This window comes from Amycolatopsis acidiphila (assembly GCF_021391495.1).
Lineage (GTDB): Bacteria > Actinomycetota > Actinomycetes > Mycobacteriales > Pseudonocardiaceae > Amycolatopsis_E > Amycolatopsis_E acidiphila.
Window position 1 is genome coordinate 4,066,769 of sequence record NZ_CP090063.1, and the last position, 18,055, is coordinate 4,084,823.

At 70.5% G+C, this 18,055-nt stretch carries 12 protein-coding genes and 1 pseudogene; 8 read left to right on the plus strand and 5 right to left on the minus strand.

Annotation, left to right across the window (positions count from 1 at the left end; translation table 11 throughout):
- The first annotated feature begins 44 nt into the window (after positions 1 to 44).
- A complete protein-coding gene (locus tag LWP59_RS19830) occupies positions 45 to 3,122 on the plus strand; it encodes a DUF3427 domain-containing protein (protein WP_186383399.1) in 3,078 nt (1,025 codons plus the stop codon).
- 12 nt (positions 3,123 to 3,134) lie between these two features.
- On the opposite strand, the gene LWP59_RS19835 is transcribed toward LWP59_RS19830, so the two are convergent.
- Together LWP59_RS19835 and LWP59_RS19840 are read right to left on the minus strand one after the other, a co-directional pair.
- Entirely contained in the window at positions 3,135 to 5,954 is a 2,820-nt protein-coding gene (locus LWP59_RS19835; protein ID WP_144642444.1) for a penicillin acylase family protein, read from the minus strand.
- Positions 5,955 to 6,095: 141 nt separating this feature from the next.
- Positions 6,096 to 7,320: pseudogene (locus LWP59_RS19840) on the minus strand (MFS transporter).
- A 101-nt stretch (positions 7,321 to 7,421) separates the two neighbouring features.
- Here LWP59_RS19840 and LWP59_RS19845 point away from each other — a divergent pair.
- The 6 genes from LWP59_RS19845 (at position 7,422) to LWP59_RS19875 (ending at position 14,443) form a co-directional block, all read left to right on the plus strand.
- Complete coding sequence (locus tag LWP59_RS19845) at positions 7,422 to 7,775, plus strand: MarR family winged helix-turn-helix transcriptional regulator (RefSeq protein ID WP_144642443.1); 354 nt, start codon at positions 7,422 to 7,424, stop codon at positions 7,773 to 7,775.
- Between the two features lie 168 nt (positions 7,776 to 7,943).
- Positions 7,944 to 9,173: a threonine synthase gene (locus tag LWP59_RS19850; protein ID WP_144642441.1), complete on the plus strand. Its 1,230-nt coding sequence runs from the start codon at positions 7,944 to 7,946 to the stop codon at positions 9,171 to 9,173.
- 79 nt (positions 9,174 to 9,252) lie between these two features.
- Entirely contained in the window at positions 9,253 to 11,079 is a 1,827-nt protein-coding gene (locus LWP59_RS19855) for an oligopeptide/dipeptide ABC transporter ATP-binding protein (RefSeq protein WP_144642440.1), read from the plus strand.
- Complete coding sequence (locus LWP59_RS19865) at positions 11,076 to 13,262, plus strand: penicillin acylase family protein (RefSeq protein ID WP_186383398.1); 2,187 nt, start codon at positions 11,076 to 11,078, stop codon at positions 13,260 to 13,262. The genes LWP59_RS19855 and LWP59_RS19865 overlap by 4 nt, the downstream gene beginning before the upstream one ends.
- Positions 13,255 to 13,905 (plus strand): GntR family transcriptional regulator, encoded by a 651-nt coding sequence (locus LWP59_RS19870; protein ID WP_191334808.1) that lies wholly within the window; start codon positions 13,255 to 13,257, stop codon positions 13,903 to 13,905. Before LWP59_RS19865 ends, LWP59_RS19870 begins: the two co-directional genes overlap by 8 nt.
- A gap of 103 nt (positions 13,906 to 14,008) precedes the next feature.
- On the plus strand, positions 14,009 to 14,443 hold the full coding sequence (locus tag LWP59_RS19875; protein WP_144636950.1) for an Hsp20/alpha crystallin family protein: 435 nt from the start codon (positions 14,009 to 14,011) through the stop codon (positions 14,441 to 14,443).
- Between the two features lie 128 nt (positions 14,444 to 14,571).
- Here LWP59_RS19875 and LWP59_RS19880 read toward each other — a convergent pair whose 3' ends face one another.
- Both LWP59_RS19880 and LWP59_RS19885 read right to left on the minus strand, forming a co-directional pair.
- The gene (locus LWP59_RS19880; protein ID WP_186383174.1) at positions 14,572 to 14,727 is read right to left on the minus strand and encodes a hypothetical protein; all 156 of its coding nucleotides are present in this window, start codon (positions 14,725 to 14,727) and stop codon (positions 14,572 to 14,574) included.
- A gap of 122 nt (positions 14,728 to 14,849) precedes the next feature.
- Positions 14,850 to 15,398 carry an SDR family oxidoreductase gene (locus LWP59_RS19885; protein ID WP_229857560.1) on the minus strand — a complete coding sequence of 183 codons (549 nt, stop codon included), beginning with the start codon at positions 15,396 to 15,398 and terminating at the stop codon, positions 14,850 to 14,852.
- A gap of 242 nt (positions 15,399 to 15,640) precedes the next feature.
- Between LWP59_RS19885 and LWP59_RS19890 the strand changes: the two genes are divergently transcribed.
- Positions 15,641 to 16,690 (plus strand): aldo/keto reductase, encoded by a 1,050-nt coding sequence (locus LWP59_RS19890; RefSeq protein WP_144636952.1) that lies wholly within the window; start codon positions 15,641 to 15,643, stop codon positions 16,688 to 16,690.
- A 5-nt stretch (positions 16,691 to 16,695) separates the two neighbouring features.
- Here the strand turns inward: LWP59_RS19890 and LWP59_RS19895 are convergent, their stop codons facing one another.
- The gene (locus LWP59_RS19895) at positions 16,696 to 17,916 is read right to left on the minus strand and encodes an MFS transporter (RefSeq protein ID WP_144636954.1); all 1,221 of its coding nucleotides are present in this window, start codon (positions 17,914 to 17,916) and stop codon (positions 16,696 to 16,698) included.
- Between the last annotated feature and the right edge of the window lie 139 nt (positions 17,917 to 18,055).

The following is an 18,055-nucleotide window of genomic DNA, read 5'->3' on the forward strand; positions in this document are numbered from 1 at the left end:
CCCCAAATCCGGCAGGTACGCCCGATCGTGGCAAGGTGATCCACATGGAGCTTGCGGACGGGGTCTACGAAACGATTCGGACGAGCCTACTTGACCGCACCCTCGCCGCGGCCAGTCGGTACCGCCCCGAATTCGCCGAGCTCGATTCCGCTGATGCACCAGAGGTCATCGCCCACCATATTGCGGAAGTAGTCCGGCGAACCCTCGTCCAGGAGTCCGACACCGCCCGTCGAGTGGAGCTCGCCAACCATCTCCTTGAGCAGCTTGGCGCCCTCGACGAGCAGCTCACCGGCGGCCTTGAGCAGCTGACTTCGCTGACGGATCTCACCAGACCCGCTCCTCCCGGACGCATCCGACCCGTCACACCCTTGTCCCAGGCCGCCTTGCTGACGAACGCCAAGGAGGAGCCAACGCTGTCGGCGGAACTGCGAGCCGAACTCGCCAGCGCTGATCATGTCGACCTCCTTTGCGCGTTCATCCGCTGGCATGGTTTACGAGTTCTCGAGGACGCCCTCACCGAGCTGAACCGCCGCGGAGTCTCCTTCCGCGTCCTCACCACGACCTATGTCGGCGCGACTGAGCGCGCCGCGATCGACCGACTTGTACAACGCTTCGGCGCCGAGGTGCGGATCAGTTACGAGGAACAATCCACCAGGCTGCATGCCAAGGCGTGGCTGTTCCGGCGTAAGTCTGGCTATGACACCGCCTTCGTCGGAAGCTCGAACCTGTCTCGCTCCGCGCTGGTTGACGGGCTGGAGTGGAATGTGCGCCTTTCCGGCGTAGCCACACCTGAGCTGCTACGTAAGTTTGAGGCCACCTTCGACACTTACTGGGAGTCGGCTGCATTCGTCCCTTATGACCCGCTCACGGATGCAGATCGCGTCGACGAGGCGCTGGCGAGGGCGGGCCGACGAAGCAGCGCGCCCACGACGATCAGTCTGGCCGGACTTGAGGTAAGGCCGCTTCCCCATCAACAAGAGGTTCTTGAGGCGCTGGAATCCGAACGGCAGGTACACGACCGTCACCGGAACCTCGTGGTAGCAGCCACCGGCACCGGAAAGACCGTGATCGCCGCGCTGGATTACCGACGGTTGCGAGCGGAAGGCGACCTGAGCCTGCTCTTCATCGCGCACCGCAAGGAGATCTTGCACCAAGCGCTGAAGGTGTACCGGGAGACACTGTCGGACGGTGCTTTCGGCGAGACTTACGTCGCGGGCAGTCGCCCCGAACGGTGGCAGCACGTGTTCGCAAGCGTCCAAGGCTTAGCCGCCTACGGGGTTGAGAAGTTGCAGCCCAACCATTTCGATGTCGTGGTCGTTGATGAATTCCACCACGCGGAAGCGCGGACGTATCAGAAAATGCTCAAGCACCTGCGGCCGAAGGAGTTGCTGGGCCTGACCGCTACTCCGGAGCGGGGCGACGGCCGCGACGTCCGCAACTTCTTCGACGGTCGCTCGGCCTACGAATTACCGCTCTGGGAGGCACTTTCCGCCGATCTGCTCGTGCCCTTCCACTACTTCGGGATCGCCGATGACGTAGATCTTTCCGGCGTGGCCTGGAAGCGGAACGCCTACGACGTCGAAGGACTCGCGGCGCTCTACACGGGTAACGACGCCCGCGCGGCCAAAGTGCTTTCCGAGCTGCGCAACAAGATCACGGACGTCGGGCGTATTCGCGCATTGGGCTTCTGCGCATCGGTTGCTCACTCCGAGTACATGGCGCGAGTGTTTCGCGAAGCCGGAATCGCAGCGCAAGCCGTCTCCGGGAACACCCCGCAGGGCGAACGCGATGCCGCTATTCAGGCGTTGCGGGCCGGTCAAGTGAACGCCCTTTTCGCCGCGGACCTGTTCAATGAGGGCTTGGATATTCCTGAGGTGGACACCGCCCTGTTCCTGCGACCCACCGACAGCGCGACGGTGTTCTTGCAGCAACTAGGCCGGGGCCTACGTCGAGCACCCGGTAAGGCCGTACTGACTGTGCTGGACTTCATCGGCCAGCATCGTAAGGAGTACCGGTTCGACGCGCGCTACCGAGCACTCACCGGCGTCAGCCGCCGTGGACTTCAGCGGCAGATCGAGCAAGGTTTTCCTTTTCTCCCGGCCGGCTCACAGGTCGTCTTGGACCGGGTGGCACAGAAGATCGTGCTCGACAACGTCCGGACCCAACTGCGTTTCAGTCGCACTCAACTCGCTGCGGATGTCCGCTCACACGGTGACCTTTCGCTCGCTGAATACCTGCACGCCGCCGACCGTGAATTGGTCGACGTGTACCGCAACAACGGCTCGTGGACCGCGCTGCGTCGCGAAGCCGGGCTACCGACGCCGGGTACCGGCCCCGACGAGGGAACGCTGCTGCGACGTATGGCCGCCTTTACCCATGTGGACGACACCGAGCGAGCGGACACCTATCAGCTTCTGCTCGCCGCCGGCGCACCACGCTATGGCGACCTGAGCGAGCGGGAGCAACGTTTCGCGAGGATGTTGTTGTTCACGTTGTGGCCGAAGCGTGGCGGGTTTTCCTCGTATGACAGCGGCCTGGCACACGTGCGGAAGCATCCGGCAGCCTGTGCCGAGATCGCCGAACTGGCCCGGCTGGGTCAGGACAGCGCCCGGCACGTTCCGTCGTCCCTGGGGGAAGGACTGCAACACATACCGCTGGCAAGTCACGCACGATACCGCCGGGAGGAAATCCTCGCCGCGTTGGATTACGCCACGCTCACGCGAGTACCTGGCAACCACGTGTCGGGCGTCGCCTGGTGCGAAGACACGAACACGGACGCCCTGCTGATCAACCTCCGCAAGAGCGAGAAGGAGTTCTCTCCGAGCACCATGTATCGGGACTACGCGATCAGTCGCGAGTTGTTCCACTGGGAGTCCCAAAACGCGACGTCCACCGACTCCCCCACCGGGCGACGGTACTTGGGCCAGCGCAGTCTCGGCAGTCACGTGCTGCTGCTCGTCCGCGACACCCCGACCGATGACTTCGGCGCCGCTCCATTCGTGTGTCTGGGTCCGGCATCGTACGTCGAGCATCGCGGCGAACGGCCGATCGCCATCACGTGGCACTTACAGCGCCCCATGCCGGCCGACGCGTTCGCGGCGGCCAGCGTGGTGGCTGGTTAGACGCACCGCCCCTCAGCGGTGCGCCGCGAACTGCACCACCTGCTGGTACGTCGGGCGGTTCTGCCAACCGATGTTCGGGTCCGTGACACCGCCCAGCGGGCGCTGGACGATCGAGTCCGCGCACCACTGCTGCCCCGCCGAGCAGGTGTCGTCCGCCGGGTAGACCGTGGACGCCGGCTCGGCCGCCGCCTCGGTCAGGCTGGTCAGCAGGGCGCTCCGGCAGGCCGCGACGTCCCCGCCGCCGCAGTACGGCTCGCCCAGCCCGCCGGCGACCTGGTCCCCCAGCACCGTCCGCAGGTCCTTGTCCACATAGGACCACCAGCCGTGCTGGAAGGCCGACCCGCGGTGTGGCGCCGATTCGTTCGCGCTCGCAGCGCCCGAGGTCGGGCCGGTCTGCCCGTTCGACGGGGACTCGTTGATCTGCAGCGCCCCGACCATCGCGCCGAACAGGTCGTCGCCCATGCCGGGCCGGAACGCCGCCTGCACCAGCAACGGCCACCACGCGTCCATCACCTGGATGGCCGCCGCGTCGGCGTAGGTCTTGCTGCCCGGCGACGTCTCGACCCGCTTCGCCCCGTGCGCGAGCCAGGTGCGCAGCTGGTCCACCGCCTTCGCCTGTGCCGGATCGGTCACCGGCTGCGTGTCGATCACCCGCAACAGCGTCGGCAGCACCGCCTCCCCGCGCAGGTCCGTCACCGCCGCGTCCGCCATCGCCTTGACCACGTCCGCGCGGCTGATCGCTCCCCCACGAGCGACCAGCGCGCCCAGCCGCGAGTCCAGCAGGTCCGACCGGTGCACATTCCCCTCGCCGAAGGACGCCGACGTGTAGTCCAGCGCCTGCTTGTTGTTCCAGGAGACGTAGTAGTCCTGGTCGACCGAGTTCGGATGCGCCCCGGCCCCTGTCCACGACGCGGTGTTCGTCGCCGCGTCCCAGTTCTGCCACTCGTACTGCGGATCCGCCGCGATCGGCAGGTTCGCGTCCACTGTGGAGGGCCGGACCGGGTTCCACCCGGAGTTGTAGTACGCGATGTGCGCGGAGTCCACGTAGAACCAGTTGAACGTGTAGTTGATCGCCGAGGCCGCCGACCGGAACTGCTCCGGCGACCCCATCTGCGCGGGATCGTTGAACCGCTGGAAACCGATGATCGAGTCGGCCTCGTGCCGGTAGGTCGAGCGCTGGGCGGCGTAGGCCACCGGCTTCCCGCCGGCCGTCGCCCGGTACTGCACGAGCCCGTACTTCGTCCGGTACACGACGAGCCGGTACGAGCCCGCCGCGGTGGTGTCGGCGATCGTGGGCTGCCACGAGTCGTCGACCTCCAGCGGTTCCATCGCCACGCACTGCCCGTCGTCCAGGTAATGCGTGCTGTCCCTGGCCGCTGCCGAGCCGTCCGGCTCGCACAGCGAGAGCGCGAAGGTGTCCGTGATGTCCTGGCTCGCCGACGTGGCGCTCCACGCGTAGTCCTGGCCACGGCCGAGCTGGACGTAGAAGTTGGTGCCGGCGAAGGAGACCCCGCGAGCGCTGATCCCCGGCCCCTGCAGCTCTTCGAGCATCAGCAGCTGTGGTGCGAAGTACCCGGTCTGCGGGCCGAAGACGGCGATGGGATGGCCGTCGTCGGTGTGCGCGCCGGACACGACGAGCGCGTTGGACATCCCGTGCCGGGCCGACAGCAGGTCTCCGGGCAGTACGCCGTTGGTGAACATCCCCTTGGCGGGCGCCAGGTTCGCCGGGACGGACACCGCGGCCTTCGAGTCGCTCACCGCGGACCCGGCCGGGTCGTAGACCTCCTGCTGAGGCGTCACCGAACCCGGGTCGGGCATCGCGACGCCCTGCGGGTTCGCCGGGCTCGCACCGTAGGGAAAGGACTGTCCGTCGTGGAGGGTCAGATCGGCCTCGGGGTCGTTCTCCTCGCGGAAGGACTGCCACACCTGGTCGCCCATCGCGGTGCCGTACTTGGCCTCCGCGGCCTGTTTCACCAGCGCGGACTGGACCTCGCCGCCACCGCCGGTGCCGAACAGCGCGCCCACGACCCCGGCGATGGCGATGAGGTCGGTCGCGGTGAACGGGGCGATGGTGCCGGCGTTGGTGATGGCGTCGACGTGCCCGGTGAGCACGTACTCGCCGGGGAAGTAGCGGCCCTGGTGGGATTGGCTGAGGTAGGTGTTGAGCCCCTCGAGGTAGGCGTTGATGTCGCCGAGCGCCTGCGCGCCTTCGGGCCCGTCGGCGGCGATCCGGTTCACCTGGTCCTGCAGGTCCTGCTCGGTGTAAGGCGCGGCGGCCCAGAAGGTCTGCTCCAGCTGCCGGTTCGCCTCGGCGCCGCCCGCGAAGCTGCTCAGCTGCCCGCGCCCGACGTGCCGGAACACGTCCATCAGCCACAGCCGGTCCTGCGCGGCGGCGTACCCGGCGCCGAACTCCGTGCCCGAACGCGTGGTGCCGTAGATGTGCGGCACGCCGGTCTTCTTGTCGCGCACGATGCTCACGTCCGACCGGGGCTTGATGGTGCTCTGCACCTGGTCCGGCGGGACGCCGAAGGCCGAGTCGCCGAAGTAGTCGTCGATGGTGGCGTTGGTGACCGACTGGTACCCGTCGGCCAGGCTCGCGTACGTGCCGAGCTGGTCGTCGGTGTGCACGGGACGGGTGCCGAAGAGCCGGTTCGCGAGGATCTCGGCGAGCGTCGCGTTGCCGTTCTCGCCGGGCGGCAGGATGTCGTCGCACTGCCCCTGGCAGTAGTCGGCGGGCGGGGCCGCCACCGCGGGCGAGGCGGCCGTCGCGACGAAGGTGGCGGCCGCGGCCACCAGGGCGACCGCGACCCGGGTCCGAGCTGTCCGGGGCATGAGCACGCTCCTCTCCGGCAGTGCACGACGTCGTGCGGAGCGTGAGACTACCTATCGGTAGCCCTATTGCGAAAGTCCCTCACGTTTTCTTCCCCCCGAACGGTGCAACTTCCGCGCGCCCTCGGGTGTGCGGCGCCGGTGTCAGGCCATCTCGTCGATGACCATCGTGAACTCCAGCGCGGGCCGCTGCACGCGGCGCCGCCGGGCCACCCCGGACACCGCGATGAGCAGGTCGAGCACGGCGATGCCGGTGACTACGCTCAGCGCCGGCGGCAGCCCCGTGAGCAGGGCCGCCGCGGAGGCGGTCCCCGCCGCCGTTCGCGGTGAGCACCGCAGTCACGACCGCGAGCCCGATCGCGCCGCCGACCTGTAGCGAGGTGTTGAGCAGGCCGCCGGCCAGGCCCTGCTCGTCGTCGCTGATCCCGGTGGTCGCCTGGATGTTGAGCGAGGAGAACGCGAGCGTGAAGCCGATCCCGAGCAGGATCATGCTCGGGAGCACCGAACCCCAGTACCCGGAGTGTTCGTCGACCCGCAGGAACAGCGCGTAGCCCGCGACGTGGGCGACGACGCCGGCGAGGATCGTGCGCGGCGTGCCGACGCGGTCGATGAGCGGCTCGATCCTGGGCGACGCGAGAGCCACGATCAGCGCGGCAGGGAGGAACCCGAGTGCGGTCCGCAGCGCCGACCAGCCGAGCACCGACTGCAGGTAGAGCATGGCCACGAACTGGAACCCGATGTAGGCGCCGAAGAACAGCGCGCCGCCCAGGTTCGCCCGCGCGAGCGGGCCCGAGCGCAGGATGCCCAGGCGCAGCAACGGGTGCGGGCTGCGCTTCTCGATCAGGACGAACGCGACCAGCAACGCCGCGGCGACCACGAACGAGACGAGGGTGCGGGCCGAGGCCCAGCCGACCCCGGGCGCCTCGACCACCGCGAAGACGAGCAGGAGCGAGCCCGCGGCGCTGGGCAGGTCGTAGCCGCCGCGGCTGCGGTCCGGCCGGTAGACGGGGATGAGCTTGCTGCCGAAGGCGAGCGCCGCGAGCGCGGTCGGCACCGGCAGCAGGAAGGTCCAGCGCCAGCCGACCTCGGTGAGCAGCCCGGAGAAGACCAGCCCGGCGGAGTACCCGCGCGCGCCGAACACGGCGAAGATGCTGATCGCGCGGTTGCGCGCGGGGCCCTCGCGGAAGGTCGTGGTGATGATCGACAGCGCGGCCGGTGCGGTGAAGGCGGCCGCGAGTCCCTTGACGAAGCGGCCGCCGAGCAGGAGCAGGCCGCCGTAGCCCAGCACGTACCCGCTGACGACCCATTGCAGCGCGCTCGTGGACAGCCCCAGGTCGGCCCGGATGGACGGCAGGGCCACGCCGACCATCGACACGTCGAGCGCGTCGAGGCCGATGACGGTGGACACCGTGAGCAGGACGCCCCACAGGCGGGCGTTCCACTGTATCGAAGAGGTGGACAGAGGGCCTGATGCGGCGGTGGCATGACCTGCTGGCGCTCCACGCGGCCGTGTCGGGGGCGCTCGAGAGCCGCTTGCAGGGGGAGCACGGACTCGGCGTCAGCGAGTTCGAGGCGCTCGAGGGCCTGGCGTCGGCCGGCCAGTGCCGGGGCGCGGACCTGACCGAGGTCGTGCACCTGAGCCAGAGCGCCACCTCACGTCTGGTCGCCCGGCTGGAGCGGGAGGGGCTGGTCGAGCGCTCGCTGTGCGAGCTGGACCGGCGCGGGATCTTCGTGACGCTCACCCACGCCGGGCAGCAGCGTTACGAGCAGGCCAAGCCGACCCATCGCGCGGTGCTCGCGGAGATGCTGTCGCAGACTGTGTGACCCGCCGTCGAGCCGGGGAAATTCGTTTGTCCACACGGGATCCTTCCATCGCGGCCGAAGCGCGCGTGCGGTGCCCGAGCACGCGCCCAGCCGATCCCGCGGTGGTCAGGGTTGACGTCGGCGCCATTTTGGATCCAAACTGGCGGGACTTTCGATCCTGGAGGCGGCATGGCGTTCTCGTTCCTCACCCACCTCGAATGCTCGCGCACCGGGGAGCGCTTCGCGGCCGACGAGGTGTCCGGCACCTCCCCCGCCGGCGCCCCGCTGCTCGCGCGCTACGACCTCGACCGGGTGCGGGAAACGGTGCAGCCCCAGGACATCGCCACCCGCGAGGCCACGCTGTGGCGCTACCACGAGGTGCTCCCGGTGCACTCCCCCGAGCACATCGTGAGCCTGGGCGAGGGGATGACCCCGCTGCTGCCGGTGCCCGGCTACGGCAAGCGCGCCGGGGTCCCCCGCCTGCTGATGAAGGACGAGGGCCTGGTGCCCACCGGGTCGTTCAAGGCGCGCGGGGCCGCGGTCGGGGTGTCCCGCGCCGCCGAGCTCGGCGTGCGCGGCGTCGCCATGCCCACCAACGGCAACGCGGGTGCGGCCTGGGCGCTCTACGCGGCGCGCGCCGGAATGGGCGCCCTCATCGCGATGCCCGCCGACGCCCCGGCGATCACCATGAAGGAGTGCCAGGCCGCGGGCGCCGAACTGTACCGGGTGGACGGTCTGATCGGCGACGCGGGAAAGCTCGTCGGCGCCGCGGTGGCCGGGCGCGAGGGCTACCAGGAGGTCTCCACGCTGAAGGAGCCCTACCGGCTCGAGGGCAAGAAGACGATGGGCTATGAGATCGTCGAACAGCTCGGCTGGCGGGTGCCGGACGTGATCCTCTACCCCACCGGCGGCGGGGTCGGCATCATCGGCATCTACAAGGCCCTGCGCGAGATGCAGGAGCTGGGCTGGATCTCCGGCAAGCTGCCGCGCCTGGTCGCGGTGCAGGCCGAGGGCTGCGCGCCGATCGTCGAAGCGTTCCGCCGGGGCGCGAAGGAGAGCGAGCCGTGCCCCGACGCCCACACCGTCGCCTTCGGCATCACCGTGCCCAAGGCGCTGGGCGACTTCCTGGTCCTGGACGCGGTCTACGCGACCGAAGGCACCGCCGTGTCCGTGACCGACGACGAACTGCTGGCGGCGCAGCGCACCCTCGCCTCCCTCGACGGCGCGTTCATCTGCCCCGAGGGCGCGGCCTGCTTCGCCGCGCTCGGCCCGCTTCGCGAGTCCGGGTGGCTCGCCGGCGACGAGGAGGTCGTCGTGCTCAACACCGGCGCGGGCATCAAGTACCCGGAGACCATGACCGTCGACGCGCCGCTGCTGGCCAAGACCGACGCCATCCCCGCCGTGTTGCGCGCGGGTTAACTCCGCCGTGCGGTCTTGGCGGGCGAAATTGGATCTGATCTGATAGCTTCACCCAGCGCCGATCGGACGGGACCGACCGATGAACCGACGTAACCGGGCAGCACCGATCCTGCTGGCCGCCGCGCTCTGCCTGGGCACCGCCGCCTGCGGGATCGAACCGGCGGCCGCGGGCCGCGGTCCGGGCACCGTGGTGATCGACACCGCCAACTACCCGTCCACGCTGGACCCCGGCAAGCAGTACGACACCGACACGTACTCGGTGTACCGCAACATCTTCGACCAACTGCTGCGCCGGGACCCGAAGACCAACGCGGTCGTGCCGTGGCTGGCGACGGCATGGCGCCAGACCGACCCGGTGACCTGGCGGTTCACCATGCGCCAGGGCGTGACGTTCAGCGACGGCAGGCCGCTGACGGCGAAGGACGCGGCGTTCTCCGTCAACCGCATCCTGGACAAGAAGTTCGGCAGCCAGCGGTACGCGAACTTCTCGGTGATCAGCCAGGCGAGCGCCGACGGCGCGGACCTGGTGGTGCGCACGTCGGTCCCGTCCCCCACCCTGCTGAGCTACCTGACCACGCTGTCCGTGGTGCCGCAGGACTACGTGCGCCGGGTCGGGGACAAGCAGTTCGCCGTGCGGCCGGTCGGCTCCGGTCCGTTCGTGCTGCAGTCGGCGACCGCGGGCTCGGAGATCGTGCTGGCGGCCAGCCCGCACTGGTGGGGCGCGCCCACGCAGATCCGCACCGCGATCTTCCGCGCGGTGCCGAACGTGGCGAGCCGGGTGGCGGACCTGCAGTCCCGCAAGGCCAACCTGGCCACGACGCTGACCCCGGACGCGGCCGACCAGATCCGCCGCGACCCGAAGCTGGCGATCCTGTCCACGCCCACCGAGCGTGTCGCCTACCTCGCCTTCAACGCCATCAAGGGCGGCCCCACCAACGACCCGCGGGTGCGCAAGGCCATCGCCGAGGCCATCGACTACGACGCGCTGATCAAGAACCTGCAACGCGGCTACGCCCGGCCGATCAACTCGATGGCCACGCCGCTCGCGTTCGGCTACGACCCGTCCCTGCCCGACAACCGCCACGACCCGGGCGACGCGAAACGCCTGCTGCGCGAAGCCGGTGCCGTCGGCGGGAAGCTGGTGATGGCGACCTCGCCGTCGTTCGACCCGCAGGTCGTGCAGGCGATCCAGGGCGACCTGGCCGCGGTCGGCCTGCAGGTCGAGATCCAGAACAGCGACCAGGCGACGTACCTGAAGAAGGTGCAGGACCCGTCGCACGACTGGGGCTCGATCCGGTTCGGCAAGTGGTCGTGCTCCTGCCTGGACTCCGACGGCGTCATCTACCCCCTGTTCCACACCGGCGAGATCTGGAGCTCCTACAGCAACCCGGCGTTCGGCAAGGTCGTCGAGCAGGCCCGCGAGACCATCGACCCGCCGGAGCGCAGGCAGCTCTATCGCGAGGCGTTCGAACTGCTCGACCGGGACCTGCCGGGCATCGCGCTGTTCCAGGCCTACCCGGTCTACGGCGCGAACTCCCGTCTGTTCATCAGCCACGACCTGGCCCTGGTCCGGCATCTGGCGCACCGCGTCGCGGTGATGTACCTGGGCCGGATCGTCGAGGAGGGCGCAACCGGGGAACTGTTCGCCGATCCGCGCCACCCCTACACACAGCTGCTGCTCGCCGCCGCGCCGAGGCCGCGGGTGCGCGAGCACCCCCGGACCGACCCGGTCCGGCGGATCGGGGAGGCCACCGGCGCGCTCTCCGGGCGCACCGGCTGCGCCTTCGCGCCTCGCTGCCCGCTGGCGACCGGCCTGTGCCGCACCGAGGACCCCGCGCTGCGCAGGGTCTCCGGCACCCGCAGGGCCGCCTGCCACTACGCCGAGACCGCGCAGGCGGTCGCGTGATCACCCGTGACGGATACGGCATCCCCGCGGTGGTGGCCGACAGCGAGGAGCAGGCCTGGTTCGAGCTGGGCCGGGCCTGCGCCGAGGACAGGCTGTGGCAGCTGGAGTACGACCGGCGGCGGGCGCGCGGGCGGCTGGCCGAGGTCGTCGGCGCAGGCGCCCTGCCCGCCGACAGGCTCGCGCGGCGGCTGCGGCTGACCGACGCGGCCGACAACGACGTCGCCGCGATGGACGCGCGTACGCTGGCCACCTTTGAGCAGTACGCCGCCGGGATCAACTCCTACGTCGCCGAACACGGCACCCCTGCCGAGTTCGAGCGCGGCGGCATCGGCTGGGAACCGTGGACGCCCCAGGACTCGGTGCTGGCGTTCAAGATCCGGCACGTGCTCATGGGCGTGTGGCAGTACAAGATCGCCCGTGCGGTGCTGCGCGCAAGGGCGGGCGCCGAGGCGGCGGCGAAGCTCGACCCGCGCCCGCTGCCGGGCATGCGGGTGACCGTGCCGCCGCTGGACCGGATCCCCGACAGCGACCCCCGAGCGGAGCTGCTCGAACGGGCGCGCGCGGACGTCGAGGCCGCGGCCGGGCACCTCGGGTTCCTCGCCGAGTCCGAGGGCGGGTCGAACGCCTGGGTGCTCGGTGCCAGCCGCACCGCCACCGGAAAACCGTTGCTGGCCAACGACTCCCACCGGGCCCTCGACGCCCCCAACACCTACTGGCAGGCGCGGCTGACCTGCCCGGCGTTCACCGTCTCGGGCGCGACCTTCCCCGGTATCCCGGGCTTCCCGCACTTCGGGCACAACGGCCGCGTCGGCTGGGCCATCACGAACGCCGCCGGGGACGCGCAGGATCTGTTCGTCGAGCAGTTCCGCGGGGAGCGGGTGCGCACCGCGGACGGCTGGCGGCCGGCGTCGGTGCGGGACGAGCGGATCCGCGTCCGCGGCGGCGAGGACCACGTCGAACGCTGCTGGCTGACACCGAACGGCCCGGTCGTGCACGGTGATCCGCGGGACGGCGCGGCCCTGTCGATGCGGTGGACCGCCACCGACGGCCCGTGCGAGCAGTTCGGCGTCCTCCGGCGGATGCTGCTCGCGGACAGCGTGCACGCACTGCTCGACGCGCAGGACGGCTGGGTCGACCCGCTCAACAACCTCGTCGCCGCCGACGTGGACGGGCACATCGGCTACCTGCTGCGCGGCCGGTTGCCCGCCCGCGGAAGCCTTGCCGCGACCCAGGTCCCGGTACCGGGCTGGCAGCGTGAGCACCACTGGCGCGGCCTGGTGCCCTTCGCCGAGATGCCGCGCACCGAGGACCCGCCCGAGGACATCATCGTCACCGCCAACAACACGGTGACCGCCGACGAGCGGCCGTTCGTGTCCCATGCGCGCAACGACTGCTACCGGGTCGAGCGCATCCACGAACTGGCGGCGGCGTCGGGCCCGGCCACCCTCGCGGACATGCGGACCTGGCAGGGCGACACGCGGTCCGTCGCGGCGCGGCGGTGGGCGGAGCTGCTCGCCGGGCGCGGCCCGTTCTCCGGCGAGGCCGAGAAGGCACGCGCAGTGCTCGTCGCGGGCGAGGGCGACCTGGGGCCGTCGAGCGAGACCGGTCTGGTGCACGCGTGCTTCCGCCGGGAGGTCGCGCAGCGCGTGCTGGACCGCGAGCTCGGGGAAGGAACCCGGTCGTGGCTGATGACCTGCGGGCTGCCCGGCATGCCCGTGGTGCTGCGCCGCTGGTTCGCGACCCTCACCTGGCCCCGCGACGGGGTCTGGCCCGCACAGGAGCTGGACGACGACCTGCTCGTCGACGCGCTCGCCGCCGGCTGGCAGCGGGCGACCGAGGCCGGGCTCGTGCCGTGGGGCGAGGTGCACGCGACCGCCGCGCGCCATCCGCTGCACCCGGTCGTGGGCACCGAGTTCGACCCGCCGCAGGCAGGCATCGGCGGTGACAACGAGACGATCCAGAACGGTGCCTACGGATGGTCGCCGGGCGCCTCGTTCGACATCACCAACCTGTCGGTGTACCGGCAGGTCCTCGACCTCGCGGAGCTGGGCGCCTCCGGCTGGGTGGTGCCGGGAGGAGCCTCCGGGCGGCCGGGCACCGACCATTACGCTGACCAGCTGGGCGTGTGGCAGCGGCACGGGCTCGTCCCGATGCATCCGGAGGTGACGCGAGCAGGTGAGTGACCGGCCTTCCGAGGCGGGCAGCCTGGTCCGCGGCGCGTACGAGGCGATCCGGCACGCGGTGCTCACCCGTGAGCTGCGCCCCGGCCAGCGGGTGACGGTGCGTCCCTTCGCCGAGCGCCTCGGCATCTCGCCGACACCGGTGAAGGCCGCGCTGGCGATCCTCGAACGCGAGGGTTTCCTGGTGGCGCGCCAGCATTCCGGGTACTTCGTCGCGGAGCTGACCGCGGGCGACATGCGGGACATCTACGAGCTGCGCTCGGCCGTGGACGCCCTCGCCGCGCGCGACATCGCCCGTACCCGCCCGCCCGAACTGCTGAAGCAGCTGGGCGAACTGCTCGACGGCCAGCGCGCGGCGATCGAGGCGCGCGACGTCGCCCGCTACGCCGAGCTGGACCGCACCTTCCACGCGGTGATCTGGCAGGGTTCGGCGAACCGCCGCCTGCTCGCGATCGCCGACCTGCTCGGCGCCCAGCTGCGGCTCGGGCAGAACGTGACGATCGCGGTACCCGGACGTCCGGAAGCGAGCCTCGACGAGCACGCCGAGATCCTCGACGCCCTGCTGTCCGGGGACACCGCGGCCGCGGAGCAGGCCACGCGCCGGCACGTCGCGCAGGTGATCCGCGCGCTGGAGACCGCACTCTGAAGTGTCATCCCATCGACGACATTTCTCTTGTCATCGGACGGACGACGTCCTATCCTGATGGTGCGCGTTGACAGACCAACCAAGAGGAGAAGGAGGGACAACGATGTTGATGCGCACCGATCCCTTCCATGAGCTGGACCGGCTCACCTCCCAGGTGTTCGGCATGAACGGCACCTGGTCCCGGCCGGCCGCGATGCCGATGGACGCCTACCGCGCCGGTGACGAGTTCGTGGTCGCCTTCGACCTGCCCGGCGTGACCCCGGACGCCATCGAGCTGAACGTCGAGCGCAACGTGCTGACCGTCAAGGCCGAGCGCCGTCCCGCGCACCCCGGGGAGGGCGTCGAGATGCAGGTCGCCGAGCGGCCGCTGGGCGTGTTCTCCCGCCAGCTGTTCCTCGGGGACACCCTCGACACCGAGCACATCGACGCCGGCTACGAAGCCGGCGTGCTGACACTGCGCATCCCGATCGCCGAGAAGGCGAAGCCCCGCAAGATCGCCATCACCGGCGGGAGCGAACCCAAGCAGCTCAACGCCTGACCCACTTCCCCTGTGACGCCAAGGGAAAGGCAGGTGATGCCGGCAGGCCTTCCGCGCGGGGTGGTGGTCCCGATGCCGTAACGGCCGGGACCACCACCCGATTCCGGTCCATAAAGGACTGACGCGCGTCAGAGGTCGCGGGCTTGCTCCAGCAAGGCTTCGCCGAGTGCGGATGCCTCGGCGCGGGAGAGGCTCACCCACTCCTCCCCGCCGTCGCCGCGGCCGGAGGAGATCCGGACGGTCACCCAGCCCAGCGGAACCGTGGGCAGCACCGTCCGGCCCACGCTGATCCGGCGGCCACATCTCGTCGCGACCGTTCGCCGCGAACCGGACCGCTTCATCTCGCACCTCCGCGCCGTTCTCCGAGTGCCTTGTACAGCGCGGAAACGAAACGTCCTATTCCCGGCTACGGCGTGGCCAGCAGGTTCTGCTTGACCTGACGCGAACGCTCGTCGGCCAGGACCTCGGTCAGGCCCGCTTCGACGGCGTCGAGGGCGAGCGCGGCGACCTCGGCCGGGTCGATCTTGTCCGCCGGGGCGACGTAGTCCGCCATGTCGGTGTCGAGGTAGCCGACGTGCAGGCCCGTCACCTGGATCCCCTTCGGGGCCAGCTCCAGGCGCGCCACGTTGGTCATCGCCCACGCCGCCGCCTTCGCCGCCGAGTAGGCCCCGTAGTCCGGCACGTGCAGCCACGACAGCAGGGACAGCACGTTGAGGAACCCGCCCCCGCCGTTCGCGGCCAGGACCGGTGCGAACGCCCGAGTCACGCCCAGCGAGCCGAAGAAGTGCGTCTCCATCTCCAGCCGGATGTTGCCGATGTCGCCGTCGGTGAGGTGTGTGTGGGTCGAGATGCCGGCGTTGTTGATCACCAGTGTCGCGTCGCCCGCGACGGACGCGGCCGCCGCGATCGACTCGGGGTCGGTGACGTCGAGGCGCAGCGGCTCGACGCCCGGCAGGTCGACGGCGTGCGGGTCGCGCGCGGTGGCGTAGACCTTCGCCGCGCCGCGCTCGCCGCCGCCGGGACGATCGTGTGCGCCGTCATCGGGCTGGCCGCGCCCCGGCTTCGAGGCCGCTGAACCGTCACGCGGGGGTTAGGAGTGTTTTGAAGTGGCCTGCTCGGCGGTGCGGGTGGCGGTGCAAGCTGAGGCGCAGGCACAAGCGGCTCCGCCGCTTATAAGACACGCGTTAGGGTCGGCCCATGGAATATCGCCAACTGGGCCGTTCCGGTCTGCGGGTCTCGGTGCTCACCATGGGCACGATGACCTTCGGTGGCCGCGGCAACTTCAGCAATGTCGGCAACACCGATGCCGAGACGGCCACCCGGCAGGTGGATCTGTGCCTGGACGCCGGGGTCAACCTCATCGACACCGCGAACGTGTACTCCGGCGGGCTGTCCGAGGAGATCGTCGGCCAGGTCATGCGGGGCCGCTGGGACCGCGCGCTGATCGCCACCAAGGCGCGGATGCCGATGGGCAAGGGCGCCAACGACGCCGGGCTGTCCCGCCACCACCTCGTGCGCGAGTGCGAGGCGAGCCTGCGGCGCCTGGGCACCGACCACATCGATCTGTACCAGGTGCACGAATGGGACGGGCTCACCCCGCTCGAGGAGACCCTCGCCGCACTGGACGACCTGGTGCGGGCGGGCAAGATCCGCTACCTCGGCGCGTCGAACTACTCGGGCTGGCACCTGATGAAGGCGCTGGCGACCGCCGAACGCCACGGGCTCAACCGGTTCGTGAGCCAGCAGATCTACTACTCGCTGCAGGCCCGCGAGGCGGAGTACGAGCTGGTGCCGATCGCGCTCGACCAGGGCCTCGGCGTGCTGGTCTGGAGCCCGCTGGCCGGCGGACTGCTCTCGGGCAAGTACCGGCGCGGGCAGCAGGCGCCGCAGGGCTCGCGCCACCTGTCCGACTGGGACGAGCCGCCGGTGCGCGACGAGGACAAGCTCTACGACACCATCGAAGAGCTCGTCGCCGTCGCCGAGGCGCGCGACGCCTCCCCGGCGCAGGTCGCACTCGCCTACCTGCTGGGAAAGCCGGCCGTCACGTCGGTCGTGATCGGCGCGCGGACGGAGGAACAGCTTGCCGACAACCTCGGCGCCGCCACACTGCGACTGTCCGAGGAGGACCGTCGGCGGCTGGACGAGGTGAGCGCCCCGCCGCTGCTCTACCCGTACTGGCACCAGGCGAAGACGGCGTCCGACCGGCTCGGCCCGGCGGACCTGTCACTGCTGGGCCCGCACCTGTAAGCGCTTCACGGGACCCCCGGCCGCGCTTCCGCCACCGCCAGCTCCGCGTCGCGGAACGCGGCCGGGGAAAGGGTCCGCCACACGACCACGGCCCCGACGGCCTGGATCACCGCGCCCATCACGAACACCCCGCGCAGGCTCCAGTGCGCGGCGACGAGGCCGCCTGCGAGCGCGCCCAGCGGGGTCAGGCCCCACGCCAGCGCCCGGTGGCTCGTCAGCACCCGGCCCAGCAGCGACGCCGGGGTGAACCGTTGCCTGCTCGACTGCGAGCACACGTTCCACACGAGCGTCGCCGCGGTCATCACGACCAGCACCGCGCCGACGAGCGGCGGCCATGGCGGCACGACGGCGATCAGCAGCTGCGTCACCGCGGCGAACGGCTGCGCGATCCGCATCGACCAGGAGTAGCCCAGCCGCGCGACGATCCGGTGCACCACGAAGGACGACAGCACCCAGCCGGCGGCGAGGCACGCGAGCAGGGCGCCGTAGCCGACGGACCCGATGTGCAGCACCTGCGTCGCGTACAGCACGAGCATCGCGCTGCCCGCGCTCGCGGCGAACGAGCCCAGCGCGACGGTGACGGTGATCGAGCGCAGCAGCGGGGTGCCGACGAGGTACTTCAGCCCCTCCCCGATGTCGCGCAGCGGATGTGCCTGCGAGGGCACGACCGACGCCGACGAGACACCCCGCGCGAGCACCAGGGCCAGCGCCGCCGCGACGCAGGCGAGCCACGCGGGCATCCCGGCGCTCACCACCACGAGCCACCCGGTGAGCGGCGGCACGACGAACTGCACGACCCCGCGGTCGATGAGCTGCAGCCGGGTGTTGGCCGCGGTGAACCGTTCCGGCGGGACGACGTCCGGCACCAGCGCGCCGCTCGCACCGTCCCCGAGTACCTGCGCCGAGGTCACCACGAACGCCACGATCAGCAGCAGCGGCAGGCTCAGCTGCCGGGCCGAGCCCGCGATCGCCAGCGTCACCGCGGCGAGCACCTGCACGGCGTAGGCCCACGCGAGGACGGTCGTGCGGCGGACGCGGTCGATCAGCACCCCGGCGAACAGCGAGAACAGCAGCCACGGCGACTGCCCGGCCACGTTCACCCACGACACCTCGCGGGGATCGGTCGTGATCGACACCGCCAGCAGCGGCAGGGCCGCGAGCATCAGCCCCTCGGCCGCGGAACCGGAGATCGCGACGGCCTGCAACCGTCTCCAGCCGTCCTTCACGCGGTGATCATCCCCAGCCACACCGTGCCAGGGTGCCCGGTGAACCCTGCGGACGCCATCGAATTACCGACGTGACAGAGCACACGTTTCCGTCACGCGCGGACAGGGAACTGAGAGATCGTTTGGTTGCAACGCCGGT